This window comes from Pseudomonas sp. AK-TSAG1-1, from assembly GCF_056821665.1.
Map to the genome: position 1 here is coordinate 2063887 of NZ_CM165965.1, position 21356 is coordinate 2085242.

At 61.3% G+C, this 21356-nt stretch carries 16 protein-coding genes; 7 read left to right on the top strand and 9 right to left on the bottom strand.

Features of this window, described 5'->3' with window-relative positions; translation table 11 throughout:
* Positions 1-232: 232 nt before the first annotated feature.
* On the bottom strand, positions 233-967 hold the full coding sequence (locus AC1UK9_RS09540) for a phosphoadenylyl-sulfate reductase (protein WP_482579920.1): 735 nt from the start codon (positions 965-967) through the stop codon (positions 233-235).
* A 162-nt stretch (positions 968-1129) separates the two neighbouring features.
* Between AC1UK9_RS09540 and thrH the strand changes: the two genes are divergently transcribed.
* Entirely contained in the window at positions 1130-1747 is a 618-nt protein-coding gene (gene thrH, locus AC1UK9_RS09545; protein ID WP_025110314.1) for a bifunctional phosphoserine phosphatase/homoserine phosphotransferase ThrH, read from the top strand.
* 105 nt (positions 1748-1852) lie between these two features.
* On the opposite strand, the gene pabB is transcribed toward thrH, so the two are convergent.
* The 4 genes from pabB to rloA form a co-directional block, all read right to left on the bottom strand.
* Entirely contained in the window at positions 1853-3196 is a 1344-nt protein-coding gene (pabB, locus tag AC1UK9_RS09550; RefSeq protein WP_482579921.1) for an aminodeoxychorismate synthase component I, read from the bottom strand.
* Between the two features lie 204 nt (positions 3197-3400).
* Positions 3401-4387, bottom strand: a complete 987-nt coding sequence (locus AC1UK9_RS09555) for an alpha-L-glutamate ligase-like protein (protein ID WP_025110316.1) — start codon at positions 4385-4387, stop codon at positions 3401-3403.
* Complete coding sequence (gene rloB, locus AC1UK9_RS09560) at positions 4387-5922, bottom strand: osmotic stress tolerance membrane protein RloB (protein WP_025110317.1); 1536 nt, start codon at positions 5920-5922, stop codon at positions 4387-4389. Before rloB ends, AC1UK9_RS09555 begins: the two co-directional genes overlap by 1 nt.
* Positions 5923-5927: 5 nt before the next feature.
* The gene (gene rloA / locus AC1UK9_RS09565; protein WP_482579922.1) at positions 5928-6464 is read right to left on the bottom strand and encodes a retropepsin-like aspartic peptidase RloA; all 537 of its coding nucleotides are present in this window, start codon (positions 6462-6464) and stop codon (positions 5928-5930) included.
* A 392-nt stretch (positions 6465-6856) separates the two neighbouring features.
* On the opposite strand from rloA, the gene AC1UK9_RS09570 reads away from it, so the two are divergent.
* The 6 genes from AC1UK9_RS09570 to prpD all read left to right on the top strand — a co-directional run bounded on the left by AC1UK9_RS09570 (position 6857) and on the right by prpD (position 16183).
* Positions 6857-7579, top strand: a complete 723-nt coding sequence (locus tag AC1UK9_RS09570; RefSeq protein ID WP_169432611.1) for a GntR family transcriptional regulator — start codon at positions 6857-6859, stop codon at positions 7577-7579.
* Complete coding sequence (prpB, locus tag AC1UK9_RS09575) at positions 7576-8469, top strand: methylisocitrate lyase (RefSeq protein WP_007960897.1); 894 nt, start codon at positions 7576-7578, stop codon at positions 8467-8469. The genes AC1UK9_RS09570 and prpB overlap by 4 nt, the downstream gene beginning before the upstream one ends.
* Positions 8470-8617: 148 nt before the next feature.
* Positions 8618-9745, top strand: coding sequence for a bifunctional 2-methylcitrate synthase/citrate synthase (prpC, locus tag AC1UK9_RS09580; RefSeq protein WP_025110319.1), 1128 nt, complete (start codon positions 8618-8620; stop codon positions 9743-9745).
* 205 nt (positions 9746-9950) lie between these two features.
* Positions 9951-12545, top strand: coding sequence for a Fe/S-dependent 2-methylisocitrate dehydratase AcnD (gene acnD / locus AC1UK9_RS09585; protein ID WP_025110320.1), 2595 nt, complete (start codon positions 9951-9953; stop codon positions 12543-12545).
* Between the two features lie 54 nt (positions 12546-12599).
* On the top strand, positions 12600-13790 hold the full coding sequence (gene prpF, locus AC1UK9_RS09590; RefSeq protein ID WP_482579923.1) for a 2-methylaconitate cis-trans isomerase PrpF: 1191 nt from the start codon (positions 12600-12602) through the stop codon (positions 13788-13790).
* 908 nt (positions 13791-14698) lie between these two features.
* Complete coding sequence (prpD, locus tag AC1UK9_RS09595; protein WP_482579924.1) at positions 14699-16183, top strand: 2-methylcitrate dehydratase; 1485 nt, start codon at positions 14699-14701, stop codon at positions 16181-16183.
* A gap of 24 nt (positions 16184-16207) precedes the next feature.
* Here the strand turns inward: prpD and AC1UK9_RS09600 are convergent, their stop codons facing one another.
* The 4 genes from AC1UK9_RS09600 to AC1UK9_RS09615 form a co-directional block, all read right to left on the bottom strand.
* Complete coding sequence (locus AC1UK9_RS09600; protein WP_025110323.1) at positions 16208-17530, bottom strand: ABC transporter ATP-binding protein; 1323 nt, start codon at positions 17528-17530, stop codon at positions 16208-16210.
* Between the two features lie 14 nt (positions 17531-17544).
* Positions 17545-19290, bottom strand: a complete 1746-nt coding sequence (locus tag AC1UK9_RS09605) for an ABC transporter permease (protein ID WP_482579925.1) — start codon at positions 19288-19290, stop codon at positions 17545-17547.
* A 279-nt stretch (positions 19291-19569) separates the two neighbouring features.
* Positions 19570-20298: an alanyl-tRNA editing protein gene (locus tag AC1UK9_RS09610; RefSeq protein ID WP_473015022.1), complete on the bottom strand. Its 729-nt coding sequence runs from the start codon at positions 20296-20298 to the stop codon at positions 19570-19572.
* A gap of 57 nt (positions 20299-20355) precedes the next feature.
* Positions 20356-21276 carry a DMT family transporter gene (locus AC1UK9_RS09615; protein ID WP_473015023.1) on the bottom strand — a complete coding sequence of 307 codons (921 nt, stop codon included), beginning with the start codon at positions 21274-21276 and terminating at the stop codon, positions 20356-20358.
* Positions 21277-21356: the final 80 nt, after the last annotated feature.

Genomic DNA, 21356 nt, shown 5'->3' on the forward strand with positions numbered 1-21356 from the left:
GCCGGGACGTGCAGAAGGGATGTAACTTTTCAGGGCGTGAAGACCAAAAGTGCACACATAAATGGCACCGATGGTGACATTCGTGTGTACACATTTTTTCATGGCACCACAAAACCAATGTGGGAGCGGGCTTGCTCGCGAATGCGGTCTGTCAGTCACTGGATTTGTTGACTGAAACGACGCCTTCGCGAGCAAGCCCGCTCCCACAGGGGGACATCATTCGGGCAGAGACTTACGCCTTGCTGATGATATTCCCCGCATGCAGCCCGCATTCTTTCTGCGTTGCTTCTTCCCACCACCAGCGGCCTTCGCGCTCGTGCTGGTTCGGCAGGACCGGGCGGGTGCAGGGTTCGCAGCCGATGCTGATGAAGCCGCGTTCATGCAGGCTGTTGTACGGCAATTCGAGCATGCGGATGTAGCCCCAGATCTCTTCGCTGGTCATCTGCGCCAGCGGGTTGAACTTGTACAGGGTGCGCTCCGGGGTGGAGAACGCGGTATCGATTTCCATCACCGCCACGGCGCTGCGGGTGCCGGGGCTCTGGTCGCGGCGCTGGCCGGTGGCCCAGGCTTTGACGCCGGAGAGCTTGCGACGCAGCGGTTCGATCTTGCGGATGCCGCAGCATTCGGCATGGCCGTCCTTGTAGAAGCTGAACAGGCCTTTTTCCTTCACGAACGGTTCCAGCTTCGTGTAGTCCGGCGACACCAGTTCGATCTCGATCTTGTAGTGCTCGCGCACCTGATCGATGAAGCGATAGGTCTCCGGGTGCAACCGGCCGGTGTCGAGGCTGAACACCTTGACGTTCTTGTTCAGCTTCCAGGCCATGTCCACCAGCACCACATCCTCGGCGCCACTGAAAGATATCCACAGTTCATCGCCGAACTCGGCAAACGCGAGTTTCAGGATGTCCTGGGCGGATTTGTTGGCATAGGTCGTGGCGAGTTCCACGACATCGAACGTTGGGCTCATCAGGGCGGCTTCCTACAGGTCGGTGGCGCTGGGCGCTCTATATGGCGGCGATGTTAGCAAAAAGTGGCGGGGTACGGGGTGCCCGCTGCATTGCGCCGTGGCAGGGGAGTCGCTAGAGTTCGGGCTGGCTGGACCCAATAATCAATGCAAATGGAGTGTCTTGTGGAAATTGCTTGCCTGGATCTTGAAGGGGTACTGGTACCGGAAATCTGGATCGCTTTCGCCGAAAAAACCGGAATCGAATCCCTCAAGGCCACCACCCGGGACATTCCCGATTACGACGTGCTGATGAAGCAGCGCCTGCGCATCCTCGACGAGCACGGCCTGAAGCTCTCGGATATTCAAGAAGTGATCGCCACGCTCAAACCGCTGGACGGTGCAGTGGAGTTCGTCGACTGGCTGCGTGAGCGCTTCCAGGTGGTAATCCTCTCGGACACCTTCTACGAGTTCTCTCAGCCGCTGATGCGGCAACTGGGCTTCCCGACCTTGCTTTGCCACCGTCTGATCACTGACGACAGCGGCCGGGTGACCAGCTATCAATTGCGTCAGAAAGATCCCAAGCGTCAGTCGGTCCTGGCGTTCAAGAGCCTGTACTACCGGGTGATTGCGGCGGGGGATTCGTATAACGATACGAGCATGTTGGGCGAGGCGGATGCGGGGATTCTGTTCCATGCGCCGGAGAACGTGATTCGCGAGTTCCCGCAGTTCCCGGCGGTGCATACGTTTGCCGAGTTGAAGCAGGAATTCTTGAAGGCCTCGAACCGGGATTTGAGTCTTTAGTCGTCGGGTCTGACGCCTTCGCGAGCAAGCCCGCTCCCACATTTGGAATGCATTCCAGGGGGGCGGGCTTGCTCCGGGCGGCGTTCCGACGAAGCGTTTAAGCTTTTAGAGGTTCTGCAAGGTGTCGAGTAGAACCTTCACTTTAGTAATCGACTCCTGATACTCCGCCTGCCAATTCGAATCGGCAACAATCCCGCCACCGCCCCAGCAACACACCTGCCCATCCTTGACCAGCAGGCTGCGAATGGCGATGGAGCTGTCCATCTCGCCGCGCACGTCCAGATACAGCAGCGAGCCGCAATATAAGCCCCGCCGCGTTGGCTCCAGTTCGTCGATGATCTGCATCGCACGAATCTTCGGTGCGCCGGTGATCGAACCGCCGGGGAAGCTGCCGGCAATCAGGTCCAGCGCGTCGCGGTCATCCGCCAGTTCCCCGGTCACGCTGCTGACCAGGTGATGCACGTTGGGATAGCTTTCCAGACTGAACAACTCCGGCACCCGCACCGAGCCGATGCGGCAGGTGCGGCCGAGGTCGTTGCGCAGCAGGTCGACGATCATCAGGTTTTCTGCGCGATCCTTGGGGCTGGCCAGCAGTTCGGCGGCGTTGGCCGCGTCTTCGGCAGGCGTCAGGCCACGGGGGCGGGTGCCTTTGATCGGGCGGGTTTCCACCTGCCTTTCGCTGACTTTGACGAAACGTTCCGGCGACAGACTCAACACTGCGCCGCCGTCGGGCAGGCTCTGGAAGCCGGAAAACGGCGTCGGGCAGGCCTCGCGCAACGCGCAATAGGCCAGCCACGGATCGCCCTGACACGGCGCGCGGAAACGCTGGGCGAAGTTGACCTGATAGCAATCACCGGCCTGGATGTATTGATGAATGCGCTCCAGTGCCTGGCGATAGTCATCGGCTGACAGGTCGGCGGTCATCGGCGTGTTCAGTGTGAACGGCGTCAGTGTCGCCGAAGCTGGCTGAGTGAACAGCGCGATCAGCCGCTGCTGCTCGCTGTCGGCCAGCGACGGGTGAAACACCAGTTGGCTGGTGGCTGTCTGGTGATCGCTGATCAGCGCCCAGTCGTACAGACCGAAGCGCGCGTCGGGCAGTTGCAGGTCGTCCCGGGCCGGGCTCGGCAGGTTTTCCAGATGCCGGCCGAAATCGTAGCTCAGATAGCCGATCAGGCCGCCGGCGAAGGGCAACTGATAGTCTCCCGGCAGCTGCGCTTCGCCCAGGCGGGTCAGGTTATCGCGCAGGCGTTGCAGGAACAGGCAGCCGCTTTCGTTCGGCAACACCGCCAGTTGTTCCAGCGGCCAGGCGCTGAGCAGGTCGTAACGGCCACGGTCGGCACTCGGTCGGCCGCTGTCGAGCAGCACGGCTCCGGGCGCATGACGGATGGCCGCGAAGTAGTCGGCGGGATTGGTGCGGTAGGGCAGCGGGTGTACGGAACAGGTCAACATGGGCGGGGCAGATCGGCCATTGAGGCGGGGTGGGGATTGTAGTCCTCTGCGGGAGTTGCTCCTAGAGGGGATGTCGGGCGATGAGCGGATTGGGGCGGGGGAGTCCGTCTTCGCGAGCAAGCCCGCTCCCACATTGGATCTTCAGTATTGATCAGATCCCTGTGGGAGCGGGCTTGCTCGCGAAGGCCGCGCCTCGGTGCTGGATCAGCCCTCGACCGCTGGAATATGCCCAAACATTTCCTGAGTAAACGCCACCCGTTCCTCGACCGACTCCGTCACCCCGCGTGCTTTCAGATCCTCCAGATGAGCCTCGACCGCATGCGTACGCTGGGTCAGCCCGCAATCGTTGGCAATCTGGATATTCAGCCCCGGCCGCGCATTCAGCTCCAGAATCAGCGGGCCTTTCTCCTGGTCCAGCACCATGTCCACACCGATATAACCCAGCCCGCACAGCTCGTAACAGCCAGCGGCGAGTTTCATGAAACCGTCCCAGTAGGGCAGTTGCACACCGTCCACCGCGTTGGTGGTGTCGGGGTGTTTGTTGATGATGTTGTTCAGCCAGGTGCCGCGCAGTGTCAGGCCGGTGGCCAGGTCGACACCGACGCCGATGGCGCCCTGGTGCAGGTTGGCCTTGCCGCCGGACTGGCGGGTCGGCAACCGCAGCATGGCCATCACCGGGTAGCCCATCAGCACGATGATGCGGATGTCCGGCACGCCTTCGTAGCTGATGCTCTTGAAAATCTGGTCCGGGGTTACCCGGTATTCGATCAGCGCGCGGTCGCGATGGCCGCCCAGCGAATACAGGCCGGTGAGGATGCTGGAAATATGGTGCTCCAGCTCCTCGTGGGCGAGGATCTTGCCCGACACCGTGCGATAGCGGCCCTCGAAGCGGTCGGCGATCACGATGATGCCGTCACCGCCGGCGCCCTGGGCCGGTTTGATCACGAAGTCGTTGCGCCCGCCGATGATCTCGTCGAGCTTGTCGATTTCCTTCTCGGTGGAGATCACGCCATACAGCTCCGGCACATGGATGCCGGCGGCGATTGCGCGTTCCTTGGTGATGATCTTGTCATCGACGATCGGGTACAGGCTGCGCTTGTTGTACTTGAGCACGTAGTCGGCGTTACGCCGATTGATGCCCATGATGCCCCGGGCCTCCAGGGCCTTCCAGGTCTTCCAGAAACCGAACATCAGGCGTCAGCCTTCTTCAGGAAAGCCTTGAAGCGCACCAGTTCGGTCAGGCGGTAGCCGCGATAGCGACCCATCGCCAGCATGAAGCCCACCAGAATCAGCAGGATCGCCGGGAAGGTGAACACGAAGTACACCAGCTCCGGCACGGTCATGATCAGGTGCGCCAGCGAGGCGGCGAACAGCGTGCCGATCGCCACTTTCAGCGCATGGCTGGCACCGCGTTCTTCCCAGGTGATCGACAGGCGTTCGATGGTCATGGTCAGAATCACCATCGGGAACAGCGCCACCGACAAGCCGCGCTCCAGGCCGAGTTTGTGGCTGAACAGGCTGATCGCCGCAATCAGCACCACCACGAAGGTCAACACCACCGACAATCGCGGCAGCATCTGCAGCTTCAAGTGTTCCAGGTACGAACGTAACGACAGGCCCAACGCGGTGATCACGGTAAACAGCAGGATGCCGAAGCCCAGTTGTGTTTCGCGGAAGGCCAAAGCGATCAGTACCGGGGTGAACGTGCCGAGGGTCTGCAGGCCGATCAGGTTGCGCAGGATCAGGATCACCAGCACGCCGATCGGGATCATCACCATGATCATGAACGTCTGCTGGGTCTGCAGCGGCAGGCCGTACAGCGAGTATTCGAGGAAGTTGGCGTCGGTGTTTTCGTCGGTCAGCTTGGCCAGACGAATCGCGTTCATCTCGCTGTTGTTCAGGCTGAAGGTCACGTTGGCTTTCTTCGCGCCGTCGACGGTGATCAGGTTTTCATCGCCGGTCCACCACAGCAGGCGGTCGGTCGGCAGGCCTTGTTCACCGGTTTCCGGGTTGAAGTACAGCCAGTCGTTGCCGTTGAAGCTGCGCAGCCACAGTTCCGGGGTTTGCGGTTGATCGGCGACGAGGCGGATGGTGTGGACTTTTTCCACCGGTACGTGGGCAATCGACAGCAGCAGTTCGACGATCTTCGCCTTGTGCGGCGTCGACGGGTCGCCGGCCAGCAGCAGTTTGACGTTGTCATCGTTGGCGTTGTTGACGCGTTTGATCGCCTCGCCAATGAAGGTTTCGACGTCGGCCGAGTGCTGGCGGATCGGTGCGAGCAGGGCTTCGGCGGCGATTTTTTCCGGGCCTTCGATGGCAATGCTGTCGCGGAAGGTCGGGCCTTTGATCTTGGTTTTCTCGGCGGTGTAACGCTTGGTCAGCACCAGGCGGTAATAAAGGGTCTGGTTGCCCTTGGCCCGGCGTGCCGACCAGGTGACCTTGCGGTTGCCGTCGACACGATTGACCGCCACGCCGTAGTTATTGGAGATGAAGCTCTCATTGAGGCTGACGTAATCGCGGCTCAGCGGCGGCACGAACATCTGGATCTTCACCGGATCTTTGGTGCTGGCGACGAACTCGACCTTGGCGTCGATATTCCACAGGTCGTCGGTGGCGTCTTCGGTCACCGGGATGCCGAGCACGAAAATCTGATAGGCCGTAACCGAAACGCCCAAGAGCACCAGAATGGTGATCAGGATTTTCAGGTGGAAGGTTAGAGAACGCATGGAAATTACTCGGCGGTATGAGCGGCGATGGTGCAGGCGGGTTTGCCGGCAGCGTATTTAAGACTGGGGTCGACCAGCGCGTCGAAGCGTTTCAGGGCTTCGGAGCCGATCAAAAGCGGGTATTGGAACGCACTACGGTCGGTCAGGTTCACTTCGATGCTGCGCAGCGCCGCCCCCATGCAGATGTCCAGCTCGATCACCGGGCGGGCTGTGTACTTTTTGCCTTCTTCCGGGTCGTAGTCGCCGGCGCGGCGCTTGATCTTGCTGACCCGGGCCAGCGGTCGTTCGATCGGGTGCGAGTGCGCGGCGTCAATTGCCAGATAGAAGCGCACCCAGGACTCGCCATTGCGTTTGAAGCGTTTGATGTCGCGGGCGCTCAGCGAAGCGGTTTTGGCGCCGGTGTCGAGTTTGGCCGCCACTTGCAGATTGATGCCATCAAGCGATGCATATTCGTTGAGGCCGTACACGGTTTTTTCCCCCGCGGCAGCCAGGCCGGGCAGGCAAAACAGTGCAAAAAATGTGGGGAAGGGCTTGAGTCTCATAAATCCTGGTGCGCAGCGTTCCGTTCTCGGTTCAGGTTCCTGGCAAAACTTGCGCAAGCGCCTTCGTGTGCCTATCAGCTTTTTATGACAAGCCGTGCAAATGGCCAGCAAATGCGGGCGGCATTCTAGCACGGTGGTTTTATGGCGCCAGCGCCTGCACAGGTCTATACCCCTTGAGGATTCCCAGTGGGAGCAAGCCCGCCCGCGAAGGCGGTCGGGCATCCTGGAACCGATCTCGACTGACACTGCGCTTTCGCGAGCAGGCTCGCTCCCACATTGGAAGATTACTGACGGTTATTAGACGATTGTCGACAATGTGTATTTATCCTTTGACTGATGCGGGTGAATTGGCTAGTTTTTGCCGCATTGGATTTTAAGGTGTCGACAATATGCTGGATCAACTCGATCCCCCGGTCATCAGTGGCGACGACTCCGAGACGCTCTCGGAAAACGTCTTCCGACGCATCCAGGCGGCCATCGTCAAAGGCGAGATCGCCCCGGGCAGCAAGATCTCCGAGCCTGAATTGGCGCGCACCTACGGCATCAGCCGCGGGCCACTGCGCGAGGCCATTCATCGGCTCGAAGGCCAGCGCCTGTTGGTGCGTGTACCGCATGTCGGCGCACGGGTGGTGTCGCTCAGCCACGCCGAATTGCTCGAACTCTACGAAATCCGCGAATCCCTCGAGGGCATGGCCTGCCGTCTGGCGGCCGAACGCATGAGCGTCGAAGAAATTGACGAACTGCGCCGGGTGCTGGAAACCCACGAGCGCGATGCCGCGTTTCAGGCCGGCGTCGGCTATTACCAGCAGGAAGGCGATTTCGACTTTCATTACCGGATCATCCAGGGCAGCGGCAACCGCACGCTGACGCAGATGCTCTGCGGCGAGCTGTACCAACTGGTGCGCATGTACCGCATCCAGTTTTCCACCACACCCAACCGGCCGCGCCAGGCCTTCGCCGAACACCACCGGATTCTCGATGCCATCGCCGACCGTGACGGTGAACTCGCGGAATTGTTGATGCGCCGCCACATCGGCGCCTCGAAACGCAACATCGCCCGTCATTACCAGGACGGCGCCGACAATAAGACAGCCACTGAACGAGGTGAGTCATGAGTTCCAAGCAGAACACTCCAGGCCAGCGTTTCCGCGATGCGGTCGCCAGCGAGCACCCATTGCAGGTGGTCGGCGCGATCAACGCCAACCACGCGCTGCTGGCCAAGCGCGCCGGTTTCAAGGCGATCTACCTGTCCGGTGGCGGGGTGGCCGCAGGCTCCCTCGGCGTGCCGGACCTGGGCATCACCGGCCTGGATGACGTGCTGACCGACGTGCGCCGCATCACCGACGTCTGCGATCTGCCGCTGCTGGTGGACGTGGATACCGGTTTCGGTTCGTCGGCGTTCAACGTCGCGCGCACCGTGAAGTCGATGATCAAGTTCGGCGCGGCGGCGATTCACATCGAAGACCAGGTCGGCGCCAAGCGTTGCGGCCACCGTCCGAATAAAGAGATCGTCAGCCAGCAGGAAATGGTCGACCGCATCAAGGCCGCCGTTGACGCCCGTACCGACGACAGCTTCGTGATCATGGCGCGCACCGACGCGCTGGCCGTTGAAGGTCTGGAATCGGCACTGGATCGCGCCGCCGCGTGCATCGAGGCCGGCGCTGACATGATCTTCCCGGAAGCCATCACCGAGCTTGAGATGTACAAGCTGTTCGCCAACCGCGTGAAGGCGCCGATCCTCGCCAACATCACCGAGTTCGGCTCGACGCCGCTGTACACCACCGAGCAGCTCGCGGGGGCGGATGTGTCGCTGGTGCTGTACCCGCTGTCGGCGTTCCGCGCGATGAACAAGGCGGCGGAAAACGTCTACACCGCGATCCGCCGCGATGGCACGCAGCAGAATGTCATCGACACCATGCAGACTCGCATGGAGCTTTACGATCGCATCGACTACCACACCTTCGAGCAGAAGCTCGATGCGTTGTTTGCACAAAAGAAAGGCTGAATAAAACCCTTGTGGGAGCGAGCCTGCTCGCGATGGGCGTTAACGATAACGCGGTGTTCCTGATGCGCCGAGGTGTTCCAGCTACCTTCGCGAGCAGGTTCGCTCCCACACGTTTCCCCATACAAATTCAAAAAGATTGGAGAACACAATGGCCGAAGCAAAAGTACTCAGTGGCGCCGGGCTCCGGGGCCAGGTTGCCGGGCAGACCGCACTGTCCACCGTGGGCCAGGCCGGCGCCGGGCTGACCTATCGCGGCTACGATGTGCGTGAACTGGCGGCAGACGCGCAGTTCGAAGAAGTGGCCTACCTGCTGCTGTACGGCGAGCTGCCCACCCAGGCGCAACTCGACGCCTACCAGCAAAAACTGGGCAAGCTGCGCGACTTGCCGCAAGCGCTGAAAGAAGTGCTCGAACGCATCCCTGCCGACGCTCACCCGATGGACGTGATGCGCACCGGTTGCTCGTTTCTGGGCAACATCGAGCCGGAGAAAGACTTCTCCGAGCAGCGCGACAAAACCGACCGTCTGCTCGCCGCATTCCCGGCGATCATGTGCTACTGGTATCGCTTCAGCCATGACGGCAAGCGCATCAATTGCGTAACCGACGAACAGTCCATCGGCGGCCATTTCCTGCACCTGCTGCACGACAAGAAGCCGAGCGAGCTGCACGTCAAAGTGATGAACGTGTCGCTGATCCTCTATGCCGAGCACGAATTCAACGCCTCGACCTTCACCGCTCGGGTGTGCGCTTCGACCCTGTCCGACCTGTATTCCTGCGTCACCGCGGCCATTGGTTCGCTGCGTGGTCCGCTGCACGGCGGTGCCAACGAAGCGGCGATGGAAATGATCGAGCGCTTCTCATCGCCCGAAGAGGCGATCAAGGGCACCCTTGGCATGCTCGAGCGCAAGGACAAGATCATGGGCTTCGGTCACGCGATCTATAAAGACAGTGATCCGCGCAACGAGGTGATCAAGGGCTGGTCGAAAAAACTCGCCGACGAAGTGGGTGACAAGGTGCTGTTCGCAGTTTCCGAAGCCATCGACAAGACCATGTGGGAGCAAAAGAAACTGTTCCCCAACGCCGATTTCTACCATGCCTCGGCGTACCACTTCATGGGCATCCCGACCAAGCTGTTCACGCCGATCTTTGTCTGCTCGCGCCTGACCGGCTGGGCCGCGCACGTGTTCGAACAGCGTGCCAACAACCGCATCATCCGCCCCAGCGCCGAATACGTCGGCGTCGAACAGCGCAAGTTCGTGCCAATCGAACGTCGCTGAATGGTGAAGCTGCCACACAGGTAACGGGATAAACCGGAGCCAATGTGGGAGCGGGCTTGCTCGCGAATGCGGTGTATCAGTCGACAAATCCGTTGAATGACACTCCGCATTCGGGAGCAAACCCCCTCCCACCGTTGACCGAGTTGGATTCAGTGCCGGTGTCGTGCCCACCCTTTGAAACTACCGTGACCCGAGTCCTGACCCGATGAACACAGAATTCCGCAAAAACCTGCCCGGCAGTTCCCTGGATTATTTCGACGTCCGCGCGGCGGTCGAGGCGATTCAGCCCGGCAGTTACGACACCCTGCCGTACACCTCCCGCGTGCTGGCGGAAAACCTCGTGCGTCGCTGCGACCCGGCCACGCTCACCGATTCGCTGAAACAACTGATCGAGCGCAAACGCGACCTCGACTTCCCATGGTTCCCGGCGCGCGTGGTGTGCCACGACATTCTCGGCCAGACCGCACTGGTCGACCTCGCCGGCCTGCGTGACGCAATTGCCCTGCAGGGCGGCGACCCGGCACAGGTCAACCCGGTGGTGCCGACGCAACTGATCGTCGACCACTCGCTGGCGGTGGAAGCGGGCGGTTTCGACAAGCAGGCGTTCGAGAAGAACCGTGCCATCGAAGACCGTCGCAACGAAGACCGTTTCCACTTCATCAACTGGACCAGGAAGGCCTTCAAGAACGTCGACGTGATCCCGCCGGGCAACGGCATCATGCACCAGATCAATCTGGAAAAAATGTCCCCGGTGATCCAGGTGCGCGACGGCGTGGCGTTCCCTGACACCTGCGTCGGCACCGACAGCCACACCCCGCACGTCGATGCGCTGGGCGTGATCGCCATCGGCGTCGGCGGCCTCGAAGCCGAGAGCGTGATGCTCGGTCGCGCCTCATGGATGCGCCTGCCGGAAAGCGTCGGCGTCGAACTGACCGGCAAGCTGCAACCGGGCATCACCGCCACCGACATGGTGCTGGCGCTGACCGAATACCTGCGCAAGCAGAAAGTCGTCGGCGCGTGGCTGGAGTTCTTCGGCGAGGGGGCTGCCGCGCTGACCCTGGGCGACCGCGCGACCATCTCCAACATGGCCCCGGAGTACGGCGCCACGGCGGCGATGTTCTACATTGATCAGCAAACCATCGACTACCTGAAACTCACTGGCCGTGAAGACCAGCAAGTGCAGCTCGTCGAGCAGTACGCCAGGCTCAACGGCCTGTGGGCCGACAGCCTGAAAGGCGCGCAATACGAGCGCGGCCTGAGCTTCGACCTGTCGTCGGTGGTGCGCAACATGGCCGGCCCGAGCAACCCGCACGCTCGCGTGGCAGTGGCGGATCTGGCGGCCAAGGGCATTTCCGGGCAGTGGGATGATGTGCCGGGGCAAATGCCCGACGGCGCAGTGATCATCGCCGCCATCACCAGTTGCACCAACACCAGCAACCCGCGCAACGTGATCGCTGCCGGCCTGCTGGCGCGCAATGCCAACAAGCTCGGGCTGACGCGCAAACCGTGGGTCAAATCCTCGCTGGCGCCGGGTTCGAAAACCGTCGCGCTGTACCTCGATGAGGCCGGGCTGACCACGGAGCTGGAGCAACTTGGTTTCGGTGTCGTCGCGTTCGCCTGCACCACCTGCAACGGCATGTCCGGTGCACTCGATCCGGTGATCCAGCAAGAGATCATCGACCGCGATCTGTATGCCACCGCCGTGCTCTCGGGCAACCGCAACTTCGACGGCCGCATCCACCCTTACGCCAAGCAGGCGTTCCTTGCGTCGCCGCCGCTGGTGGTCGCGTACGCCATCGCCGGCACCATCCGTTTCGACATCGAGAAGGATGTGCTGGGCGTGGTCGATGGCAAGCAAATCCGCTTGAAAGACATCTGGCCGAGCGACGAAGAGATCGACGCGGTGGTCAAGTCGTCGGTCAAGCCTGAGCAGTTCCGTCAGGTCTACATTCCGATGTTCGCCATCCACGAAGACACCGGCCCGAAAGTCACGCCGCTGTACGACTGGCGCGAAATGAGCACCTACATCCGCCGTCCGCCGTACTGGGAAGGCGCGCTGGCTGGCGCTCGACCACTCAAGGGCATGCGCCCGCTGGCGGTGCTCCCGGACAACATCACCACCGATCACCTGTCGCCCTCGAACGCGATCATGCTCGACAGCGCCGCCGGTGAATACCTGGCAAAAATGGGCCTGCCGGAAGAGGACTTCAACTCGTATGCAACGCACCGCGGTGACCACCTGACCGCGCAGCGCGCAACCTTCGCCAACCCGAAACTGTTCAATGAAATGGTTATGGAAAACGGCAAGGTCAAACAGGGTTCGCTCGCTCGTGTGGAGCCGGAAGGCAAGGTCATGCGCATGTGGGAGGCCATTGAAACCTACATGGAGCGCAAGCAGCCGCTGATCATCATTGCTGGCGCCGACTACGGTCAGGGCTCGTCCCGTGACTGGGCGGCCAAGGGCGTGCGCCTGGCCGGTGTCGAGGCGATTGCCGCCGAAGGTTTCGAGCGCATTCACCGCACCAACCTGGTGGGTATGGGCGTGTTGCCGCTGGAGTTCAAACCGGGCACCGACCGCAAGACGCTGGGCATCGACGGCAGCGAAACCTACGACGTGATTGGCGCCCGTACACCGCGCGCCGACCTGACGCTGGTGATCCATCGCAACAACGGCGAGCGCCTCGACGTGCCGGTGACCTGCCGTCTGGATACCGCTGAAGAAGTGTCGATCTACGAGGCCGGCGGCGTGTTGCAGCGCTTCGCTCAGGACTTCCTCGAAGAGTCGGCGGTTGCCGTTTAAATCAACTGATACAGGCGTGAGATCCACCTCTCACGCCTGTGGTTAAGGAGCACCATGGCTCACGCACCACAAATCAAGATCCCTGCCACCTACATGCGCGGCGGCACCAGCAAAGGCGTGTTTTTCAGCCTGCAGGATTTGCCCGAAGCCGCGCAGGTTCCCGGCCCGGCCCGCGATGCCTTGCTGCTGCGAGTGATCGGCAGCCCCGACCCGTACGACAAGCAGATCGACGGCATGGGCGGCGCCACTTCGAGCACCAGCAAAACCGTGATCCTGTCAAAAAGCATCAAGGCTGATCACGACGTTGATTACCTGTTCGGTCAGGTGTCCATCGACAAGCCGTTTGTGGACTGGAGCGGCAACTGCGGCAACCTCTCGGCGGCAGTTGGTTCGTTCGCCATCAGCAACGGTCTGGTCGATGCCAGCCGCATTCCGCACAACGGTGTGGCGGTGGTGCGCGTGTGGCAGGCCAACATCGGCAAGACCATCATCGCCCACGTGCCGATCACTCATGGTGAAGTGCAGGAAACCGGTGATTTCGAACTCGACGGCGTGACCTTTCCGGCAGCCGAAGTGCAAGTCGAATTCATGGACCCGGCGGCGGAAGAAGAGGGCGGCGGTGGCTCGATGTTCCCCACCGGCAACCTGATCGATCAGTTGGAAGTGCCGGGTGTCGGCACCTTCCAGGCGACCATGATCAATGCCGGGATCCCGACGATTTTCGTCAACGCCGAAGACATTGGTTACACAGGTACCGAGCTGCAGAGTGCGATCAACAGTGATCCCAAAGCGCTGCAGATGTTCGAAACCATCCGCGCCTACGGTGCGCTGCGCATGGGCCTGATCGCCAATCTGGATGAAGCGGCCAAGCGGCAGCACACGCCGAAAGTCGCGTTCGTCGCCAAGCCCGCGGATTACGTCGCGTCCAGCGGCAAGGCGATTGCCGCCGGTGATGTCGACCTGCTGGTGCGCGCGCTGTCGATGGGCAAATTGCACCACGCGATGATGGGCACGGCGGCGGTAGCGATTGGCACGGCGGCGGCGATTTCCGGAACCTTGGTCAATCTTGCGGCAGGCGGCGTTGAGCGCAATGCCGTGCGCTTCGGCCATCCGTCCGGGACTTTGCGCGTCGGGGCCGAGGCCAGTCTGGAAAACGGCGAATGGACGGTAAAAAAAGCCATCATGAGCCGCAGTGCGCGCGTCCTCATGGAAGGCTACGTCCGCGTGCCCGGCGACGCTTTCTGACCCGACACCGGACAAAACTGTGGGAGTGAGCCTGCTCGCGATTGCTGACTGACATTCAACATTGATGTTGCCTGACACACCGCTTTCGCGAGCAAGCCCGCTCCCACAGGGGATAGCATTTCAAGGCAGGAGCATTTAGTGCCGGACAGTACTGTTCGCGTGCCCGGCGACGCTTTCTGACCCGACACCGGACAAAACTGTGGGAGCGGGCTTGCTCGCGAAGGCGTAGTGTCAGTCGACATTTGCGCTGGCTGATCCACCGCTTTCGCGAGCAAGCCCGCTCCCACAGGGGATAGCATTTCAAGGCAGGGCCATTTAGTGCCGGACAGTACTGTTCGCGTGCCCGGCGACGTTTTCTGACCCGACACCGGACAGAACTGTGGGAGCGGGCTTGCTCGCGAAAGCGGTGTGTCAGTCGACATTTGCGCTGGCTGATCCACCGCTTTCGCGAGCAAGCCCGCTCCCACAGGGGATAGCATTTCAAGGCGGGAGCATTTGGTGCTGGACAGTACTGTTCGCGTGCCCGGCGACGCTTTCTGACCCGACACCGGACAAAACTGTGGGAGCGGGCTTGCTCGCGAAGGCGTAGTGTCAGTCGACATTTGCACTGGCTGATCCACCGCTTTCGCGAGCAAGCCCGCTCCCACAGGGATAGCATTTCAAGGCGGGAGCATTTAGTGCCGGACAGTACTGTTCGCGTGCCCGGCGACGCTTTCTGGCCCGACACCGAACCAAACTGTGGGAGCGGGCTTGCTCGCGAAGGCGTAGTGTCAGTCGACATTTGCGCTGGCTGATCCACCGCTTTCGCGAGCAGGCTCACTCCCACAATGGATTGCATTTCAACCATAAGAAAAAACTAGCCCTGAACCGAGGTCCCATCAACGAACCACTGCAAGAGTGAATCGAACATGAGCGCCAACGTCGACCTGAACAACCGTCCCGACTACGACCGTGTCCTGCAGGACATCGCCGATTACGTCCTCACCTTCCAAATCGAATCTGCCGAAGCCCTCGACACCGCCCGCAACTGCCTGATGGACACCCTCGGCTGTGGCCTGCTGGCGCTGCGTTTCCCCGAATGCACCAAACACCTTGGCCCGATTGTCGAAGGCACCGTCGTGCCGTTCGGGGCGCGGGTGCCTGGCACGCCGTATCGGCTCGACCCGGTGAAGGCTGCGTGGGACATCGGCTGCATCGTGCGCTGGCTCGATTACAACGACACCTGGCTGGCCGCCGAATGGGGGCATCCGTCGGACAACCTCGGCGCGATTCTCGCGGTGGCCGATCACTTGTCGCAAAAGCGCATCGTCAATGGCGAAGCGCCGCTGACGGTGCGTGATGTGCTGGAAGCGATGATCATGGCTCACGAGATTCAAGGCGTGATCGCCCTGGAAAACTCTTTCAACCGTGTCGGGCTCGATCACGTCCTGCTGGTGAAAGTCGCCTCGACCGCCGTCACCGCGAAACTGATGGGCGCCAACCGCGAGCAATTGTTGTCGGCGCTGTCCCATGCCTTCGCCGACGGTCAGGCGCTGCGCACCTATCGGCATGCGCCGAATGCCGGGTCGCGCAAATCCTGGGCGGCGGGGGATGCGACCAGCCGTGGCGTGCGTCTGGCCGACATCGCCCTGCGCGGCGAGATGGGGATTCCCGGGGTGCTGACGGCCAGGCAGTGGGGCTTCTACGACGTGTCGTTCAGCCACAGCAACAATGATCTGGCATTAAAACCCGAAGGCAAACGCGCCTTCAGCTTCTCGCGGCCCTACGGCAGTTACGTGATGGAAAATGTCCTGTTCAAGATCAGTTTTCCCGCCGAGTTCCATGCACAAACCGCCTGCGAAGCGGCCGTCATCCTGCACCCGCTGGTGCGCAACCGGTTGCACGAAATCGACCGCATCGTCATCACCACGCACGAGTCGGCGATACGCATCATTTCCAAGGTCGGGCCGCTGGCCAATGCGGCCGACCGCGACCATTGCATCCAGTACATGACCGCTGTGCCGCTGGCGTTCGGCAATCTGGTGGCGGAGCAGTACGAGGACGATTTCCACGCCGCGCACCCGATCATCGATGTGCTGCGCGAGAAAATGGTCATCGTCGAGAACCCGCGTTTCACCCGCGAGTATCTGGAGGCCGACAAGCGCTCGATTGCCAACGCGGTGCAGGTGTTTTTCAAGGATGGCAGCAGCACCGAGAACGTGGTGGTGGAATACCCGATCGGCCATCGTCGTCGCCGCGCCGAGGGCATTCCGTTGCTGGAGGACAAGTTCAGGGCCAACCTGGCGACGCGGTTCACCGGGCAGCGCAGCCACGCGATCTTCTCCCTGTGCAAGGATCAGCAAGCGCTCGAAGCCACACCAGTGAACCGCTTTGTCGATCTGTTTGTCATTTGACTGCAGCCCCGGACGTGTCGCGGGCTAGAGGCTGCCCTCGACATCCTCCAGGCTGAACGTTTCGGTGTGGTCATCGTAGGAAAAAATCTCCGCATAACGACCCCAGGCCACCACCACTTCCAGGGTTTTCTCGACGAACGCTTCGGTCAGCGAGTCCTCCAACTCCTGCTCGAAACGCACCCGCGGTGCGCGGTGACCGTTGCGCTCCAGCAACACCTGGCGGATGCGTGCGGCCAGCGGCACATTGCGGATCAGGTGCTCGGCGAACAGGGTTTTGCGCTCCTGGGTGCCGTAGTCGGCGAACAGTTTGCCGGCATCGGTCAGGGTGATGTCGGCGCCCTTGAGCTCGGCGAAACCGAGGTGTTCGAGTATCTCGGCCACCGGAAACAGATCGTCCACTTCCAGCAAGCGTCGCTCGGCCACGGTAGGCAGGCCGGCGTGGCCGTTGTAGGGCTCGGCGGCAAGGGTTTCGATCAGGCCGGCCATCAGGTTGGTCGAGACTTCCGGCAGCGGGCTGCTCATTTTCAGCTCGGGCTTGCCGGCGCTGGCGTCCGCGCTGCGCCGGTCAGTCATCTGCGCGTAGATATCATCGACCATCTGCCGGAAGGCCGGATCCAGGCGGTTGCGTGGATGGGCGAACGGTACTTTGATTTCCGCCACCACCCGTCCCGGGTTGGAAGACAGCACCAGAATACGGTCGCACATCAGCACCGCTTCTTCGATGTTGTGGGTCACGATCAGGATCGATTTGATCGGCAGTTGCTTGCCGCTCCACAGGTCCAGCAGATCATTTCTCAAGGTCTCGGCGGTCAGCACGTCCAATGCCGAGAAGGGTTCGTCCATCAGCAACAGGGTCGGATTGACCACCAGCGCACGGGCGAAGCCCACACGCTGGCGCATGCCGCCGGACAACTCGCGCGGGTAGGCGTTTTCGAAACCGTCGAGGCCGATCAGGTCGATGGCGGCCAGGGCGCGTTTGCGCGCAGCCTTGCGCTCGACCTGCAAGGCTTGCAGGCCGGCTTCGACGTTTTCCAGCACGGTCAGCCACGGGAACAGGGCAAAGGTCTGGAACACCATGGCCACGCCTTCAGCCGGGCCGTGCAGCGGTTTGCCGTTGTATAGCACGTCGCCCGACGAAGGCTCGATCAGTCCGGCAATGATCCGCAGCAAAGTGGATTTGCCCGAGCCCGAGCGCCCCAGCATGCCGACGATCTCGCCTTCAAGCAGGGTCAGGTCCACGCCGCTGAGCACTTGCAGTTCTTCCTTGCCTTTGCCAAACACCCGGTTCACCTCGCTGAGCGAGTAGATTTGCGGGCTGGCGGCGGTTTGTTCGGTAGAGGTATTCATCGCAGCGAATCCCATCAGTTCAGGCGGAGTTTGTTTTCGGCCACGGCGTACATCGGTCGCCAGACCAGACGATTGAAGGCCACGACGAAGAACGCCATCACCACCACGCCCAAGGTGATTTTCGGAAAATCGCCGGCAGCCGTGGTCTGGGCGATGTAGGCCCCGAGGCCGTGGGCGACGACTTTGTCCTGACCCCAGGAGACGAATTCGGAAACGATGCTGGCGTTCCAGGCGCCGCCCGAGGCGGTAATGGCGCCGGTCACGTAGTACGGAAAAATCCCTGGCAGCATGACCTTGCGCCACCACAACCAGCCGCGAATGCGGAAGTTGGTCGCGGCCTCTTTGTAGTCATTGGGGAAGGCGCTGGCCCCGGCGATCACGTTGAACAGGATGTACCACTGGGTGCCGAGCACGATCAGCGGGCTGAGCCAGATGTCCGGGTTCAACTGGTAGCGCAGGATCACGATGACGAACACCGGAAACAGCAGGTTCGCCGGAAACGCCGCGAGAAATTGCGCCAGTGGCTGGATCTTTTCCGCCAGTGCCGGGCGCAGGCCGATCATCACCCCCAGCGGCACCCAGATCAGCGAGGCGATGAGGATCAGGCCGGCTACCCGCAGCAGGGTGAAGACCCCCAGCAGGAACACGTGACCGACCTCGTCGAGTGTCACTTCGGTGCCGACATACAACACGATGTGGTACAGCGCGTAAGCAGTCAGCAACGCGATCAACGTGCCCCAGATCCAGTCGATCATCTTCGACGTCGCCGGGTTATCCGAGGCGATGGCCTGGCGTGTCGCGCGCGGCAGGTTCAGGCGCATGTTGCCCAGCCGGCTGATGACGCGGGAGAACGGGCGCAGCAGGCGCTGGATCAACCGGGTGCGCTGGATCAGATTCAGTACCCATGACTCCGGTGCGGCGGTCTGCGAGGCGGTGTTCTCCATGCGGAACTTGTCGGCCCAGGCCACCAGCGGGCGAAACAGGAACTGGTCGTAGATCAGGATCACCACGATCATCGTCAGGATCACATAACCCACCGCGTGCAGGTTCTGCTGCGCGATGGCCAGCGCCAGGTATGAACCGATGCCCGGCAGGGTGATGGTCTGATCGCCCACGGTGATTGCTTCGGACGCGACCACGAAGAACCAGCCGCCGGACATGCTCATCATCATGTTCCACACCAGCCCGGGAATGGCGAAAGGCACGTCGAGTTTCCAGAATCGCTGCCAGCCGGACAGTTGCAGGTTGGTCGAGACTTCCAGCAGATCGCGCGGCAGCATGCGCAGCGACTGGTAAAAGCTGAAGGTCATGTTCCATGCCTGGCTGGTGAAAATGGCAAAGATCGCGGCGAACTCTGCACCCAGTACCCGGCCGGGAAACAGCAGCAGAAAGAAGGTCACGGTGAACGAGATGTAGCCCAGCACCGGCACTGATTGCAGGATGTCCAGCACTGGCACCAGCAGTTTTTCGGCGCGGCGACTCTTCGCCGCCAACGTGCCGTAGAGCAAGGTGAAAATCAGTGCCGCGACCATCGCCGCGAGCATGCGCAGGGTGGTGCGCATGGCATATTCCGGCAGGTTGCCCGGGTCGAGGGAAATCACCTCGCTCTGCAAGGTGGCGATCGGCGCCCAGGTTTCCCGGGCAGTGATCGAGAAAAACAGCAAAAAGCCGATCACCAGCGGCATGGCGATCAAGTCCCAGCGATTGGGCAGCAGGCGCCGGGTCGTGGCCGGGATGTAGTGACGGAACACTTTCTTCATAAGCAGTGATTCCAGCGGGTTCCAAGTGGGGCGCGGCAGTCTGAGCGTAGCTTCTGTCTGCACGCCCCACCGAGAATGAGCGCGCGCTCGTTCTTCAGGTTCAAGTGGGAGGTGGGTGATGCAGGCCTGTTGAATTCGACAGGCCGAGAGGGCGGGCGCATCGGGGTTTTCGCCCGGATGCGCTGCTTGCGCGGATTGTAGGGTTTGAGATGTTACAAAGACGTAAAGAACGCGTCGGTTTTGGGTGAAGAAATTTTCATCCTCGCCATGCTTGGCAGTTCAGGCAAAACGCAGGGTCACCCGGCGGTTGTGCTGGCTTTTCTTCTCGATCTTTTCGCAATACACCCGGCCGATTTCCCGGGTGTTGAGCACATGCGTGCCGCCGCAGGGCTGCAGGTCGATGCCCGCGACTTCGATCACGCGCAGATCGCCCTGGATCGCCGGTGGCCTGCTGCTCTTGCTGCCGATCTTTTCCTGCAGGGCCGGGTACTCCGCAGCCGGCAGGGTCAGCACGTTGACCGGGCAGGCTCGTTCGATCAGTGCGTTGAGATCGCGGGTGATGCGCTCCTTGTCGAGGCTCATCTCCGGCAGATCGAAATCCAGCCGACCCTTGTCGGCGCTGATGCTGCAGCCAGTGACCGGCGCATCGATAAGCGCGCCCAGCAGATGCAAACAGGTGTGCATCTTCATGTGTTGATAACGCCGCTGCCAGTCGAGGCTGGCGTTGAGCAGTGCGCCAGTGCACAGCTGCGGCGGACACTCCTGCACCTGATGCCAGATGATCGACGGCAACAGAGGATCGCGCACGGTGCCGGTCACCGCGATCCGGGTGCCATCCACCAGGCTGAAATACCCCGTGTCACCCGGCTGCCCGCCGCCGGTGGGATAGAACAGGGTGTGCTCCAGCACGACGGCCTGATCGACCACGGCGATTACCCGAGCACCAAAGGCCCGCCGGTAGGGTTCACTGTTAAACAGGCTGAGGGTTTCCATGGTGTGTACCGACATTTGAACCTCCAATGTTCAAAGTTGAGTGTTGTGTGTGAGCCCTTGTGCTCACGCTGTTCAGCGTTTGAGTGGCAGTTTGGTGATCGCGAAACCGGCCAGCAGGATCGTCGAATACAACATCAGGTCCCGAGAGATTGGCGTGCCTTCGTACCAGGCGCCGATGAGCAGGGCGAACACCGGAAAAATGATGAACACGAACGACAGCAGCACCGGGCTCAAACGTTTGAGCAAGACGAAATACACGATGAAGCCGCCCACTGACGCCACCAGTCCGAGGTAGAGCAGGGCGCCCCAGGAGCGTGCAGTGATGTCCTTGAAGACCGGTGTTTCGAGGTTGAGTCCGACAATGAATAACATCAGCCCGGCGATGCCGATCGGCAGGGTGTTGTAGGTGATCACGCTGATCGCGCTGCCGTGTTTCTTGGTCACCACGTAACACAGCGCATGCATGATCGCGGCGCACAGAATCGCCAGCACGCCGAGCCATTCGGCCTGGTCCAGATGCAGGCCCTGGCTGCGAATGATCATGAACAGACTGGCGAAACCGATGGCGATGCCGAGCATCTGCGTGGGGAGGATTTTCTCGCGCAGAAACAGCGCGGAAAAAATCAGGATAAACACCGGCATGCAACTGAACAGCAGCGCGGTCAGCCCCGATGAAACATGCAGTTCGCCGTAGTTGAGCAAGTAGTACGGCAGACTGAAATACGACAGCGTGACGAACACGAAAAACCAGCGACTCTGCCGTGGGAACAGCAGCGGCTCCTTGCGCAACACGGCGAAGCTCAGGAATAGCGGAAAGGCAATCAGAAAACGCAGCCCCGCCGCTGTCAGCGGCGGCACGCTTTCCACGGCAATCTTGATCCCCAGCCAGGTGGTGCCCCAGCTCAGACAGACAATCAGAAACAGCGTGCTGGTGAGCAATCCGGCGAGCCAGGGTTTGCTGACGTTCAACGGTGCGCCGATGGCAGTCGACATGCTTTGTCCTCCACAGCAGAGAAATTGACCTGGTGGGTGAAAAGGGTTATCCCTGATTGCACCTGTTTCAAGCACGCTAT

Coding starts and splice junctions, on each gene's coding strand:
- AC1UK9_RS09600 (WP_025110323.1), bottom strand. CDS start 17,530: ATGAATACCTCTACCGAACAAACCGCCGCCAGCCCGCAAATCTACTCG.
- AC1UK9_RS09540 (WP_482579920.1), bottom strand. CDS start 967: ATGAGCCCAACGTTCGATGTCGTGGAACTCGCCACGACCTATGCCAAC.
- rloA (WP_482579922.1), bottom strand. CDS start 6,464: ATGAGACTCAAGCCCTTCCCCACATTTTTTGCACTGTTTTGCCTGCCC.
- AC1UK9_RS09555 (WP_025110316.1), bottom strand. CDS start 4,387: ATGTTCGGTTTCTGGAAGACCTGGAAGGCCCTGGAGGCCCGGGGCATC.
- AC1UK9_RS09610 (WP_473015022.1), bottom strand. CDS start 20,298: ATGTCGGTACACACCATGGAAACCCTCAGCCTGTTTAACAGTGAACCC.
- prpD (WP_482579924.1), top strand. CDS start 14,699: ATGAGCGCCAACGTCGACCTGAACAACCGTCCCGACTACGACCGTGTC.
- rloB (WP_025110317.1), bottom strand. CDS start 5,922: ATGCGTTCTCTAACCTTCCACCTGAAAATCCTGATCACCATTCTGGTG.
- pabB (WP_482579921.1), bottom strand. CDS start 3,196: ATGTTGACCTGTTCCGTACACCCGCTGCCCTACCGCACCAATCCCGCC.
- AC1UK9_RS09605 (WP_482579925.1), bottom strand. CDS start 19,290: ATGAAGAAAGTGTTCCGTCACTACATCCCGGCCACGACCCGGCGCCTG.
- prpB (WP_007960897.1), top strand. CDS start 7,576: ATGAGTTCCAAGCAGAACACTCCAGGCCAGCGTTTCCGCGATGCGGTC.
- acnD (WP_025110320.1), top strand. CDS start 9,951: ATGAACACAGAATTCCGCAAAAACCTGCCCGGCAGTTCCCTGGATTAT.
- AC1UK9_RS09615 (WP_473015023.1), bottom strand. CDS start 21,276: ATGTCGACTGCCATCGGCGCACCGTTGAACGTCAGCAAACCCTGGCTC.
- prpC (WP_025110319.1), top strand. CDS start 8,618: ATGGCCGAAGCAAAAGTACTCAGTGGCGCCGGGCTCCGGGGCCAGGTT.
- prpF (WP_482579923.1), top strand. CDS start 12,600: ATGGCTCACGCACCACAAATCAAGATCCCTGCCACCTACATGCGCGGC.